Origin of the sequence: Mycobacterium sp. (assembly GCF_035274705.1) — a bacterium.
Lineage (GTDB): Bacteria > Actinomycetota > Actinomycetes > Mycobacteriales > Mycobacteriaceae > Mycobacterium.
Map to the genome: position 1 here is coordinate 1 of NZ_DATENY010000120.1, position 13,214 is coordinate 13,214.

Annotated in this window: 14 protein-coding genes; 9 read left to right on the forward strand and 5 right to left on the reverse strand. The window is 66.3% G+C overall.

Annotated features, from left to right (window positions below; genetic code table 11):
• Positions 1–18 precede the first annotated feature (18 nt).
• Both VJV41_RS25480 and VJV41_RS25485 read left to right on the forward strand, forming a co-directional pair.
• Entirely contained in the window at positions 19–1,122 is a 1,104-nt protein-coding gene (locus VJV41_RS25480) for a cystathionine gamma-lyase (protein WP_325338480.1), read from the forward strand.
• Between the two features lie 61 nt (positions 1,123–1,183).
• Positions 1,184–2,311 (forward strand): D-alanine--D-alanine ligase family protein, encoded by a 1,128-nt coding sequence (locus tag VJV41_RS25485; RefSeq protein ID WP_325338482.1) that lies wholly within the window; start codon positions 1,184–1,186, stop codon positions 2,309–2,311.
• Between the two features lie 164 nt (positions 2,312–2,475).
• Here VJV41_RS25485 and VJV41_RS25490 read toward each other — a convergent pair whose 3' ends face one another.
• Positions 2,476–3,039 (reverse strand): DUF3515 domain-containing protein, encoded by a 564-nt coding sequence (locus tag VJV41_RS25490; protein WP_325338484.1) that lies wholly within the window; start codon positions 3,037–3,039, stop codon positions 2,476–2,478.
• A 9-nt stretch (positions 3,040–3,048) separates the two neighbouring features.
• Entirely contained in the window at positions 3,049–3,291 is a 243-nt protein-coding gene (locus VJV41_RS25495; protein ID WP_325338486.1) for an Lrp/AsnC ligand binding domain-containing protein, read from the reverse strand.
• A 94-nt stretch (positions 3,292–3,385) separates the two neighbouring features.
• Here VJV41_RS25495 and VJV41_RS25500 point away from each other — a divergent pair, with 94 nt between their 5' ends.
• From VJV41_RS25500 to VJV41_RS25510, 3 genes are read left to right on the forward strand one after another with little or no spacing between them, the layout of a single operon-like run.
• Entirely contained in the window at positions 3,386–4,342 is a 957-nt protein-coding gene (locus VJV41_RS25500; RefSeq protein ID WP_325338487.1) for a thiamine-phosphate kinase, read from the forward strand.
• A gap of 28 nt (positions 4,343–4,370) precedes the next feature.
• Complete coding sequence (locus VJV41_RS25505; protein WP_325338489.1) at positions 4,371–5,054, forward strand: uracil-DNA glycosylase; 684 nt, start codon at positions 4,371–4,373, stop codon at positions 5,052–5,054.
• 41 nt (positions 5,055–5,095) lie between these two features.
• Positions 5,096–5,302, forward strand: coding sequence for a hypothetical protein (locus tag VJV41_RS25510; RefSeq protein ID WP_325338490.1), 207 nt, complete (start codon positions 5,096–5,098; stop codon positions 5,300–5,302).
• Between the two features lie 115 nt (positions 5,303–5,417).
• Here VJV41_RS25510 and rpmB read toward each other — a convergent pair whose 3' ends face one another.
• Entirely contained in the window at positions 5,418–5,612 is a 195-nt protein-coding gene (rpmB, locus tag VJV41_RS25515) for a 50S ribosomal protein L28 (protein ID WP_325338492.1), read from the reverse strand.
• A gap of 203 nt (positions 5,613–5,815) precedes the next feature.
• On the opposite strand from rpmB, the gene VJV41_RS25520 reads away from it, so the two are divergent.
• The 3 genes from VJV41_RS25520 to VJV41_RS25530 are packed head-to-tail and all read left to right on the forward strand — an operon-like array spanning position 5,816 to position 10,370.
• Complete coding sequence (locus VJV41_RS25520) at positions 5,816–7,450, forward strand: DAK2 domain-containing protein (RefSeq protein ID WP_325338493.1); 1,635 nt, start codon at positions 5,816–5,818, stop codon at positions 7,448–7,450.
• Between the two features lie 2 nt (positions 7,451–7,452).
• Positions 7,453–9,663, forward strand: coding sequence for an ATP-dependent DNA helicase RecG (gene recG, locus VJV41_RS25525; protein ID WP_325338494.1), 2,211 nt, complete (start codon positions 7,453–7,455; stop codon positions 9,661–9,663).
• Positions 9,660–10,370 (forward strand): HNH endonuclease family protein, encoded by a 711-nt coding sequence (locus VJV41_RS25530; protein WP_325338496.1) that lies wholly within the window; start codon positions 9,660–9,662, stop codon positions 10,368–10,370. The genes recG and VJV41_RS25530 overlap by 4 nt, the downstream gene beginning before the upstream one ends.
• Here the strand turns inward: VJV41_RS25530 and VJV41_RS25535 are convergent.
• Together VJV41_RS25535 and VJV41_RS25540 are read right to left on the reverse strand one after the other, a co-directional pair.
• Positions 10,367–11,206, reverse strand: coding sequence for an aldo/keto reductase (locus VJV41_RS25535; protein ID WP_325338497.1), 840 nt, complete (start codon positions 11,204–11,206; stop codon positions 10,367–10,369). The two genes, VJV41_RS25530 and VJV41_RS25535, sit on opposite strands and share 4 nt — an antisense overlap.
• Before the next feature lie 5 nt (positions 11,207–11,211).
• Positions 11,212–12,054, reverse strand: a complete 843-nt coding sequence (locus VJV41_RS25540) for an aldo/keto reductase (protein ID WP_325338499.1) — start codon at positions 12,052–12,054, stop codon at positions 11,212–11,214.
• On the opposite strand from VJV41_RS25540, the gene VJV41_RS25545 reads away from it, so the two are divergent.
• On the forward strand, positions 12,053–13,189 hold the full coding sequence (locus VJV41_RS25545; RefSeq protein WP_325338501.1) for an alpha/beta hydrolase: 1,137 nt from the start codon (positions 12,053–12,055) through the stop codon (positions 13,187–13,189). The genes VJV41_RS25540 and VJV41_RS25545 overlap by 2 nt on opposite strands.
• The last annotated feature ends 25 nt before the right edge of the window (positions 13,190–13,214 follow it).

Here is a 13,214-nt window from a genome sequence, read left to right on the forward strand (position 1 = left end):
ACGAAACCGGAGTAAGAAATGGACGGCCGGTACGGCGATTCTACCCGCAGCGTCAAAGCCGCTGGCTCAGAAGCCATTCCGGGTAGCCCCGTGGCGCCGCCGCCGGTTCCGGCGTCGACGTATCACCTCTCGCCCGATGAAACCGAACCGCTCGACAGCTACGGCCGCAGCTCGAATCCGACGTGGCGGCAGCTGGAGTCGGCGCTGGCCGAACTGGAAGGCGCGGCAAAGGCGTTGACGTTCGGCTCCGGCATGGCCGCGATCACGTCGGTACTGAGGGTGCTCGCCAAGCCCGGCACGAAGCTCTTGGTGCCCGCCGACGGCTACTATCAGGTTCGTCGATATGCCGCGGAATACCTTGCCCCGCAAGGTGTGACGGTCGTAGAGGCGGCCAGTGCCGACATCTGCGCGGCATCCTCGGACGCCGATGTGGTGCTCGCCGAGACTCCGGCCAATCCGGGCCTCGACGTGGTCGACTTGCACCGACTGGCGATGACATGTCGCGGTCGTGGCGCCACCCTCGTCGTCGACAACACCACTGCAACGCCGTTGGGGCAGCAGCCGCTGTCGCTGGGTGCCGACCTCGTGGTGGCCAGCGCCACCAAGGCGCTGTCGGGCCACAGCGATCTGGTGGCCGGTTACGTCGCGGGCAGTCACGAGGGGTTGATGGCAGCGGTGGAGCGGGATCGGCTGCTCGCCGGGCCTGTGTTGGGCGCGTTCGAGGCGTGGCTGGTGCTGCGCAGCCTGGGCAGTGCCGGTCTGCGATTCGAACGGCAATGCCATAACGCGCAGTCGCTGGCTGTGATGCTGCGCGCCCATCCCTCGGTGCGGTCAGTGCGCTACCCGGGGCTGCCCGACGATCCGTCGTATCCCATCGCCACGCTGCAGATGAGGCGGTTCGGCGGACTGGTCGCGGTCGAACTGCAAGACGCGGCGGCGGTGCATGCACTCGTGGAGCGCAGTGCCCTGCTCATCGCGTCGACCAGCTTTGGCGGTATTCATACCTCGGTGGACCGGCGTGCGCGGTGGGGCGATCCAGTCAGCGACGGGTTCGCACGCATCTCGCTGGGTATCGAGGACACCGACGACCTGATCGCGGATATCGAGCAGGCCCTTGGCTAAAACCCCAGGGCGTCGCCTCGCGTCGTGCGGGTTTCCGCCAGAGCGGTAGCCTCTCTAGGTTGTGACTGACCGCCAGGCCGGCTCCGCCGGTCGCGTCCGCGTCGCCGTCGTATACGGCGGACGCAGCTCAGAGCACGCGATTTCGTGTGTTTCCGCAGGCAGCATCCTGCGTAATTTGGATCCGGAGCGCTTTGAGGTGGTTGCCGTCGGCATCACGCCCGGCGGGTCGTGGGTGTTGACCGATGCCCAGCCGGACACGTTGGCCATCACCGACGGCCGGCTGCCGGAAGTCAGTGGAGGATCGGGCATCGAGCTGGCATTGCCCGCCGACCCGCATCGCGGCGGCCAGCTCCTGTCGCTCGGCGAGGCGGCCGGGGAGGTGCTGGCCGCCGTCGACGTGGTCTTCCCGGTGTTGCACGGGCCATATGGCGAGGACGGCACCATTCAGGGCCTGCTCGAAATGGCCGGAGTGCCGTACGTCGGCGCGGGCGTGCTGGCAAGCGCCGCCGGCATGGACAAGGAGTTCACCAAGAAGCTGCTCGTGGCCGCAGGCCTGCCGATCGGCGACCATGTCGTGCTGCGGCCGCGCCATGAAACGGTGGAGCTCGAGGACCGCGAACGGCTCGGACTTCCGGTGTTCGTCAAACCCGCGCGTGGGGGATCATCGATCGGCGTCAGTCGCGTGACGGCATGGGATCAGCTGCCCGCCGCGATCGAGCTGGCACGCAGACACGACCCCAAGGTCATCGTCGAAGCGGCAGTGCCAGGACGTGAATTGGAGTGCGGCGTACTGGAATTCCCTGACGGTCGGGTTGAGGCGAGCACCGTCGGCGAGATCCGCGTGGCGGGTGTTCGGGGCCACGAAGACGATGCGTTCTACGACTTCCAGACCAAGTATCTAGAAGACGCCGCCGAGCTCGACGTGCCCGCGAAGATCGACGACGACGTAGCCGAGGCGGTGCGCCAGTTGGCGATCCGCGCGTTTCGTGCCATCGACTGCCAGGGCCTGGCGCGCGTCGACTTCTTCCTGACCGACAACGGGCCGGTGGTCAACGAGATCAACACCATGCCAGGGTTCACCACCATCTCGATGTACCCCCGGATGTGGGCTGCCAGCGGCGTCGACTACCCAACGTTGTTGTCCACCATGGTCGAGACTGCCCTCAACCGCGGTATCGGCCTGCGCTAGGCCTGGGCGCCGCGTCACTGGCCGATTGTCCAAAGTGCCTGCCTCGCAGCGACTCTGGAGCGACAAAAGCGCCACCGAGATGTTTGTCGCTGAGTTGTCGCTGCCAGGTGGGCAAGAATCACCCACGATCGAGTCGCTACGCGTGTCGGTTTGGCCAGCTGGCACTAGCGCACCGGCGCAGGGTCAATCGGCTTGGCCGGCAATGACTTTGCGATGACCTCAGAGATCTCCTGAATCGGCGTCGGGCCGGATCCGTCGGGAAGCGTCAGCGCGACATACACCGGCCGGTCGACGGCGAACCAGGTGCTGCGGCCCTGATCCGCGGCTGGATCAACGCCCGTCCCTGCTTCGCCCACCCGGAACCACTGCACCGTATCGACGACTTGCAGCGGGGATCCAACGACGAATTCGGCGGGCCGGTCGAGTCCGCAGCGCAGAACGACGGGCTCGCCGCCGGCCTTCCACGCGGCGGCCCCGGGCGGTGCCGGGTCGGCCGCGCGCGCGCGGCGGTAGTCACCAAGCGAGTCCGGTAGCGCACCCAGCAGCGCGCTGCACTCGGCGCTGTCCGCTTTGGGAGCGGGGACCGAGGCGATGGCAACTACCTGCTGATCGGGCGTGGACTGCCGCAGCGAAGCGAAGATGAGGATGCCGACGATTGCCCCGGCGGCCACGACGAGCGCCGTGATCAGCAAGGCCCGAGGCGGACCGTCGCGTGTCTCGGAATCCACGCCCAAACTCTAAGGCCGCACACCGTTCGCGATCGGGCAGGTCAACGTGCGGGTGATGCCGGTGACCTGCTGCACGCTCGGGACGACGTCGGTCTGCAGCTGATCGAGGCTCTCCGCGCCGATACGAACGACCACGTCGTACGGACCGGTCACGTACTCCGACGACAACACACCGGGCAGGGCGGCGAGCTGCTTGGCGACGACCTCGGCGCGGCCCACCTCGGTCTGGATCAGCATGAAAGCCTCGACCACCCGTTGTCCCCTCCGTCTCGCTGCATAGACTCCACGCCGCAGGGACCAAACGTACCGCAGGTCTGGCCGGCGTTCAGGCCACGAAAGGGGCGGCATGGCAACCGACGAGCTCGCCGACACACTGTCGGGACTGGGTGAGTTCGCCGTCATCGACCGGCTGGTGGCCGGCCGGGACCAGCCGGCGACAGTCGCGCTCGGGCCCGGCGACGACGCCGCGGTGGTTCTAGCCGGTGACGGCAAGACTGTCGTGTCGACCGACATGCTCGTCGCCGACCGGCACTTCCGGCTGGACTGGTCGACGCCGCACGACGTCGGCCGCAAGGCCATCGCGCAGAACGCCGCCGATATCGAGGCGATGGGGGCTCGGGCCACCGCGTTCGTCGCCGCGTTCGGTGCGCCGGGTGACACGCCGACGGTGCAGGCGCTCGAGCTTGCCGACGGCATGTGGCACGAGGCGCGCTTGCTCGGCGCCGGGATCGTGGGCGGCGATCTGGTCAGCGCGCCGCAGTGGGTGATATCGGTGACGGTGCTGGGCGACCTGGACGGCCGTGAACCGGTGCGCCGCGGCGGCGCCAGAGCTGGCGACACCGTGGCCATCGTGGGTGAACTTGGCCGCTCAGCAGCTGGATACACGTTGTGGGACAAAGGTATTCCTGGCTTCGAGGACTTGCGACGTCGGCACCTGGTACCGGAGCCGCCATACGGGCAGGGCCGGGTGGCGGCCGATGCCGGCGCCGGCGCGATGACGGATGTGTCCGACGGGTTGCTCGCGGACCTCGGCCACATCGCCGATGCGTCCGGCGTCGGTGTGGATCTGTCTACGGCCGGCCTTGGCGCTGACCATGGCGCGGTTGCCGACGCGGCAGCAGCGGCCGGAGCCGATCCGTGGGCGTGGGTTTTGGGTGGTGGCGAGGATCATGCGCTGGTCGCGACGTTTCCCGGCTCGCCGCCCGACGGTTGGCGGGTGATCGGGAGGGTGATCGAAGGGCCTCCGCGGGTCCTGGTCGACGGCGACACGTGGCGCGGGAATCCGGGTTGGCAGTCGTTCTGACGCGCCCCGCCCGCTAGGTTGGCTTTTCGTGACCGCACGCCCGCTGCATGAACTCGTCGAAGTGGGCTGGGCCCGCGCGCTGGAACCGGTGGAGCCGCAAGTCGCCCAGATGGGGGAGTTTTTGCGGGCCGAACTCGCTGCGGGTCACGGATACTTACCTGCTGGTCAGAATGTGTTGCGCGCCTTCACCTTTCCGTTCGAGCGTGTGCGGGTACTCATCGTCGGTCAGGATCCCTACCCGACGCCGGGGCACGCCGTCGGCCTGAGCTTCTCGGTGGCTCCCGATGTGAGGCCGCTACCGCGCAGCCTGGAAAACATCTTCACCGAGTACTGCAAGGATCTGGGTCACCCACCGCCGTCCACGGGCGATCTCACGCCATGGGCCGACAAGGGCGTGATGCTGCTCAACAGGGTGCTGACTGTGCGGCCGGGCAATCCGGCGTCTCATCGCGGCAAGGGCTGGGAAGCGGTGACCGAGTGCGCGATCCGTGCCTTGGTGGCCCGTGAGCAGCCGATGGTCGCGGTGCTGTGGGGTCGCGACGCCTCGACGCTGAAGCCGTGGCTGGACGGAAGCGGCTGCGTGGCGATCGAATCGCCGCATCCCTCGCCGCTGTCGGCGTCACGCGGTTTCTTCGGCTCGCGGCCGTTCAGCCGCGCCAATGAGCTATTGGAGAAGGTGGGCGCCGACCCGATCGACTGGCGACTGCCCTAGCGAGCTGAACGCGCCGGTGCTCTGCGCCGTACCAACGGTAGGTGCGGAATGCGACACCGGAAAAGGACGTGATTCACATGCGCTATCTGTTCGCCGCAAGCTTTGTGACCGTCGTCGTCGCCGCGGTACTTGCCTACGCAGTGCCGAGCGAAGCGGGACCCTCATTCTCGGATTCGACGATGACGACCACACCCACGACATCCACCACGACCAATATGCCGGCACCGCCGGGCCATATGGGCTACTGATCGCGTTAGTAGCCGCCGGGGATCGGCGGTGGGGACGGGATTGCCGGCGGCGATGGAACCGCCGCACGCAGTCATGTCGCCGGTAGTTACCCGGCGACCGTTGCGCTGAACGCAGTTAGCCGCGCGAGACCTTGCCGGCCTTGATGCACGAGGTGCAGACGTTGATGCGCTTCTTGTTCCCGCCGGGGTGGGTCACGGCGTGCACGGTCTGGATGTTGGGGTCCCACCGACGGCTGGTCCGGCGATGGGAGTGTGACACCGACTTGCCGAAGCCGGGGCCCTTCCCGCAGATATCGCACACGGCAGCCATATGTAGAACTCCTCGGATCAGTACTGGGGGTCTGGGTTCGTTTCGCCGAATACCGGCGACGGGTCGACCCGACAACCTGACCAGGATACCGGCCGCGCAGGGTATCGCCAAAATGCGCGTCCACAAGCGCGGACGTTGTGACCAGCGTTGTCTGCGGCACTGGATAGGCTGGCGCCCACGGCGGCTTGAGGCTTGGAGGTGGGATGTCGGCTCGGCGGCTCGATGCCTCCGCCCTGCGGGACTGGGCTCACGCCGCTGTCGGCGATCTCATTTCGCACACCGACGAGATCAACCGGCTGAATGTGTTCCCCGTGGCCGACGCCGATACCGGAACAAACATGCTGTTCACCATGCGTTCAGCGTGGGCGCACGCCGATGCGAGATCCGAGAGTGACGACGTCGTGGAGGTGGCCGCCGCGCTGGCCAAGGGTGCGCTGCACGGGGCCAGAGGCAATTCCGGCGTGATCTTGTCGCAGATCCTGCGCGGGCTGGCGGACGTGCTCGCATCCGGTGCCGCTGACCGTGGCGGCGCGGTGGCCGACGTCGATGGCGCAATCTTCGGCGCCGCCCTGCGCCATGCGGTCGGCTTGGTCGTCACGTCGATGGGCGAAAACGTGCCAGGGACCATCGTCTCGGTGCTGCAGGACGCGGCACTGGCGGCCGAGCATGCAGCCGCCGACGGTGCCGATCTCGCCGACGTGGTGTTTGTGGCTGCCGATGCCGCGGCCGTCGCGCTCGACAAGACCACTGAGCAGCTCGACGTGCTCGCCGACGCCGGCGTGGTGGACGCCGGCGGCCGCGGCCTGCTGGTACTGCTGGACGCGATGAGCACAACCCTCACCGGCCGGGCACCGCGCCGCGATGAGTATCAACCGTCGCCGCCGCAGGTCGAGGTCACACCGACCACATCGGCCGCGCCGAAGTTCGAGGTGATGTATCTGCTGAGTGGCTGCGACGCTGCCGGCGTCGAAAAGCTCCGCGAACGGCTTGACCAATTGGGCGAATCCGTGGCGATCGCCGCCTCGGACGGCGGGGCAGGCCACTACTCGGTGCATGTGCACGCCGACGATGCAGGCGGCGCCGTCGAAGCGGCGTTGGCGGTCGGCATGCCAAGCCGCATTCAGATCACCTCGCTGACGGGTTCGGCAGGGTCGCGGTCGCCGGGAGGCTGGGGCCGCGAGCGGGCCGTGCTCGCCGTCGTCGACGGCGACGGCGCAGAAGAACTGTTCGCCGGCGAGGGCGCGCACGTGCTGCGGCCCGACGGTGATGCGCCGGTGAGTGCCAAGCAGCTACTGCACGCGCTCGTCAATGCGGGCGCCGGGCAGATCATGGTGTTGCCGAACGGGTACGTCGCCGCAGAAGAACTCGTCGCGGCGTGTACTGCCGCGATCGGGTGGGGCATTGACGTGGTGCCGGTTCCGGTCGGGTCGATGGTGCAGGGGCTGGCGGCGCTCGCGGTTCACGACGCAAACCGGCAGGCCGTCGACGACGGCTACACCATGGCGCGGGCCGCCGCGGCCGCCCGCCACGGCTCGGTGCGGGTCGCGACGGATGAGGCGCTGACGTGGGCGGGCACCTGTAAACCCGGCGACGGGCTGGGCATCGCGGGCGACGAGGTGCTGATCGTCGGCCAAGATGCGGTCGCCGCCGCAGCGGGCCTCATCGATCTGTTCCTGGCCGCGGGCGGTGAGCTCGTTACCGTGCTGATGGGTGCCGGTGTCGACAGCAGCGTTGGAGAAGCGCTGCAGGAGTATGTCCATCGCGAGCACTTGGGCGCCGAGTTGGTGACCTATCACACCGACCATCGCGGCGACGCGCTGCTGATCGGGGTCGAATAGTCGTGGCCGTGCTGACCGACCGGCTGGAATACGTCCTCGGCAAGAAGGCCGCGGGCCCGCTCGAGGAACACTTCGGCATCCGCACCGTCAACGATCTGCTGCGCCACTATCCGCGCAAGTACAGCGACGGGATGACGGTGCTCGGTGAGGGCGAGGAACTCGAAGAAGGCGAACACGTCACATTCGTCGACGTGATCGCGAAGGCAGACGTCAAATGGACGAGCAGGCCGCCAAAGCGTGAGTACCTCGTTGTTACGCTCCGTGATCGGCGGCCCAAGGTGACGGCCACCTTCTTCAACGCGAAGTATCTCAAGAAGGGACTGGTCCCCGATACCCGTCTCATGCTGTCCGGCGAAGTCGGATACTTCAAGGGCACAATGCAATTGACACATCCGGCGTTTCTCGTGCTCGAGTCGCCGAGTGGCAAGCAATTCGGCACCAAATCACTGAAGACCATCGCTGCGGCATCGGATGCAACCGGTGATGAGCTGCTGTCGGTCTTCGAAAGGGACTTCTTCCCAATCTATCCGGCCAACAAGAAAGTGCAGAGCTGGGACATCTACGCGTGTGTGCGCCAGGTACTCGACGTGCTCGATCCCATCGACGATCCGCTGCCGGATTCATTTGTGCGCCAACATAATTTGATATCGGAAGACGAGGCGCTGCGAGCGATTCACCTCGCTGAGAACGCCGTCGACCGTGACCGCGCCCGCGACCGGCTGACGTTCGACGAAGCGATCGGGCTGCAATGGGCCTTGGTGGGGCGGCGATACAGCGAGCTGAGCGAATCCGGTCCGATCGCTGAGCCGGTAGCTGACGGTCTGCTGGCTGCGATGCGCCAACAACTGCCGTTCGAATTGACCGACGGCCAAAAGGAAGTGCTCGACGTCGTCTCCGCCGAACTCGCCGCGGTCCGGCCGATGAACCGGATGCTGCAGGGCGAGGTCGGCTCCGGCAAGACCATCGTGTCGGTGTTGGCGATGCTGCAAATGATAGATGCCGGATACCAGTGCGCACTGCTGGCACCGACGGAAGTCCTTGCCGCCCAACATGCTCGGTCGATTCGCGATGTCCTCGGCCCGCTGGCGATGGCTGGTCAGCTCGGCGGAGCAGACAGGGCTACCCGCGTAGCGCTACTGACCGGATCGATGTCGGTGCAACAGAAACGAGAAGTGCGCGACGAAGTCGCCTCAGGCGACGCGGGCATCGTCATCGGCACGCACGCGCTGTTGCAGGAGGCCGTCGAGTTTCACAACCTCGGCATGGTCGTCGTCGACGAACAACACCGATTCGGCGTCGAGCAGCGAGACCAGTTGCGCGCCAAGGCCCCTGCGGGCCTGACACCCCATCTGCTGGTGATGACCGCGACACCGATTCCGCGCACCGTCGCGCTCACGGTCTACGGCGACCTCGAAACGTCGACGCTGCGAGAATTACCGCGCGGCCGTCAGCCCATCACGACCAACACCATCTTCGTCAAAGAGAAGCCGGCGTGGCTGCAGCGGGCCTGGCAGCGCATCATCGAAGAGGTCGGCGCTGGTCGGCAGGCATACGTGGTGGCATCGCGCATCGATGACAGCGACAAGCCCGCCAAGGAGGATCAAGGTCCGCCCCCAACCACAGTGGTGAGGCTCATCGAACAGCTGCGCAAAGGGGCGCTCTCGGGCTTACGCCTTGGCTTGATGCACGGCAGGCTGCCCAGCGACGAGAAGGACGCCGTGATGGCGGAGTTCCGCGCGGGCCAGGTCGATGCCCTGGTGTGCACCACCGTTATCGAAGTCGGCGTGGACGTGCCGAACGCGACGGTGATGGTGGTGGTGGACGCCGACCGGTTCGGCATCAGTCAGCTGCACCAGCTGCGCGGGCGCATTGGCCGAGGCCGGCATCCAAGCCTCTGCTTGCTGGCCACCCAGCTGCCGGAAGGATCCAAGGCGGGGGAGCGACTCAAGGCCGTGGCGAGCACGCTTGACGGCTTCAAACTCGCCGACCTCGATCTGCAGGAGCGCAAGGAGGGAGATGTGTTGGGACAGAGCCAATCCGGCAGGCCTATCACGCTCCGATTCCTATCGCTCGCCGAGCACCTCGAGATCATTCTGGCCGCGCGTGAGTTTTGCGAGGCGCTCTACGAGAAGGGCCGGGCCCATTCCGGAATGGCGGTCCTCGCAGCGCAGTTCACCGACACCGACCGTGTCGAATACCTGGACAAGACGTGAACCGTAACCGGCTAGTCTGGCTTGTCGTCGCCGCGGTGCTGGCCGTGATCGTCGCAATTCAGGTCACCGGCCCGTCGGGGAATCCGTCGGCACGGTTCGTCGCCCAGGCCGATATTCCCACTGTGGCACCGGGTGTCGACGTGCTTGCAGGCATCGCCGAAGTGCCGGTGCGTATCCGCGGATACGACTACCGCCGGGTAGCGTTCGGCGACGCGTGGACCGACGACAACAACGCTCCGGGTGGGCACAACGGCTGCGACACCCGCGACGACATTCTTGATCGCGATCTGGTGGACAAGACGTATGTGTCAATTAGCCGGTGTCCCAACGCGGTAGCGACGGGAACCCTGCACGATCCGTACACGAACGAAACCATCGCTCTCGTGCGCGGCAAGCAGACGGGCGCGGCTGTCCAAATTGACCATCTCGTGCCATTGGCTTACGCCTGGGACCTCGGAGCTCGGAACTGGACCGACGAGATGCGGATTCGTTTCGCCAACGACCCGGCCAACCTACTCGCGGTAGAAGGCCAAGCGAATCAGGACAAGGGCGATAAGGAGCCTGCGATGTGGATGCCGCCCAATAACGCATTCCACTGTCAGTACGCGGTGCAGTTCGCAAATGTGTTGCGCGGCTACGGGCTGCCGGTCGACGCGCCGTCGGCGACGATCCTGCGCGACGCGGCGGCGACGTGCCCGACGAGTTAGGTGCCTGTAAAGGTGTCGGGATCCGGCCTGAAGCGCGTGCCGTCGTCCAGACCGTTGAGCGTGCCCATTTCGTCGTCGGACAGCTCGAAGTCGAACACCTCGAGGTTCGACTTGATCCGCTGTGGTGACGACGAGCGGGGGATCACGACGTTGCCCAACTGGATGCTCCAGCGAATCAGCACCTGTGCCGGTGTCTTGTCGTGCGCCTGCGCAACGGATGCGATCACCGGGTTGTCGAGCAGCTTGCCGACGCCAAGTGGACCGTAGGCCTCGGTCACGATGCCGTAATCGGCGTTGATCGCTCGCAGCTCCGCCTGATTCAGCAGCGGATGCAGCTCGACCTGGTTGATCGCCGGAGTGAAGAAGGACAAGTCGATGACATTCGACAAGTGTTCGGCGTGAAAATTGGCCACCCCGATCGACCTGGTGTCGCCGACCTCTTTGCGCTTCATGAGGCCGCCCCAGCTGTCGACGTACTTGCCATGGTCGCTACCCGGCCAGTGGATGAGGTAGAGGTCGACGTAGTCCAGGCCGAGCCGACCGAGGCTGGCCTTCAGCGCGTCCTGGGAGGCTTGGAAGCCCTGATCGGAGGTGGCCAGCTTGGTGGTGACGAACAGTTCGTCGCGCGGCACGCCCGACGCCGCAATCGCCCGGCCCACGGCTTCTTCATTGCCGTAGACGGCCGCCGTGTCGATCAGTCGGTACCCCGCTTGCAGTGCCGCCGACACGGCCTGCTCGGTCTCGGAGTCCGACAGCTCTCCGACGCCGAGGCCGATCACCGGCATCGTGTTCTCGTCGTTGAGAGTGACGGTGGGAATCGCAGCCGCGGACGTCATGTCACCTACCCTGTGAAGTTGAATGTTCGGGGATCGGGACCCAGTCGCGTTCCGTCGCCGAGGGCGGAGACGGACGCCATGTCCTTCTCGCTCAGCTCGAAATCGAACACGTCGAAGTTGCTCACAATTCGCTCGGGGGTCACCGACTTCGGGATGACTATATTGCCGAGCTGGATATGCCACCTAATCAGCACCTGTGCAGCGGTTTTTCCGTGTGCCTCAGCAACGGCGGTCACCGACGGGTTCGTCAGCAATGATCCCTGGCCCAGCGGGCTCCACGCCTCGGTGGCGATCCCCAGCTGAGCGTGGGTTTCCCGCAATTCATGCTGCTGTAGTAGCGGATGCAATTCGATTTGGTTGACGGCCGGCACAATGCCGGTGCCGTCTAGCAGAATTCGCAAATGCTCCGGTTCGAAGTTGCTGACGCCGATCGAGCGGACCCGCCCTTGGTCGCGCAGATGCGCAAACGCCTTGAACGTATCGACGAACGCGTTCTTCGCGGGCATCGGCCAATGAATGAGGTAGAGGTCGAGGTAGTCAGCCGATCCAGAAAAGCCGAGGCGGTCCATGCTGGCGTCGAAGGCGGCCAGTGCGCTGTCGTAGCCCTGGTCGGCGTTCCACAACTTCGTGGTGACGAAGACGTCCTCGCGGGGCAGACCGGATGTCGTGACGGCCTTACCCACCTCGCGCTCATTGAAGTACCCTGCGGCCGTGTCGATGTGCCGGTAGCCCGCGTCCAGCGCGGTCGCCACCGCACGCCCGGTCTCTTCCGGCGGAGTCTGCCAAACGCCAAGTCCGACCTGAGGCATGGAATTACCGTCGTTCAATGTGATCAAGGGAGCAGCCATGACTCAAAGTCTGCCAGGCGAAGCACCACCGGTCGGGCCGCCGGCGCCAGGGGCCGAACCCGCACCACGGGGTAAGAGCCGCGGCAAAGACGCGATCATCAACGCCACCGCCGGCATCACACTGCGCGCACTGCCGCGGATACCCGACGCCGTCAAACGGCTGCTGCTCGGAGGCAGGACGGTCACCGTCGAGGGCAACACCCTCGACACCACACTGCAGCTGATGCTCGCCGCCCAACGCGCCGCCGGACTCGGCGGGCTGGTGTCGAGCGACGACGTCGCCGAGTCGCGATCCCAGTTGCGGACCGTGGCCGCCAGCTTCAAACAGGACCTTGTCGTCGATCGGGTGACCAATCTCTCGATCCCCGGTCCGGCCGGACCCATCCGGGCGCGGCACTACACGCCGACCGAGAGTGCGGCTCCGATGCTGGTCTTCTATCACGGGGGCGGCCAGGTCGTCGGCGACCTCGACACGCACGACGACTTGTGCCGGAAGTTCTGCCGCGACGGTGGTGTCCACGTGCTGTCGGTGGACTACCGGCTGGCGCCCGAGCACAAAGCGCCCGCTGGATCGGAGGACGCGTTCGCGGCCTACCAGTGGGCACTCGACCACGCAGGGGAGTTGGGTGCCGACGCCGGCCGAGTGGCGGTCGGCGGTGACAGTGCCGGCGGCAACCTCGCTGCGCTGGTGTCCCAGCGTGCCCGCAACGAGGGAACCCGGCTGCCCGCACTGCAGCTGCTGCTGTACCCGGTGACGAATTACCGTCACGGAACGCGGTCGCAGACACTATTCGCCGACGGCTATTTCCTCACCAAGCGCGATATGGACTGGTTCACCAACCTCTTCCTCGGCGGCGCCGACGTCGACGCATCCGATCCCCGGGTGTCGCCGCTGCTCGCCGACGACTTTTCGAACCTGCCGCCGGCGATGGTGCTGACCGCCGGGTTCGACCCGCTGCGCGACGAGGGCAACCAGTACGCGCGGGCGATGCGGGCGGCGGGTGTCATGGTCGACCACCGCGAATTCGGCTCGCTGATCCACGGCTTCGCGAACTTCTTCCCGCTCGGTGGTGGGAGTGCCACGGCCGTGACGGAGACGATCTCAGCCATGCGGGCACATCTCGCCCGCGCCTGAGAAGCGGCCGGAACGCCGCCGGTAC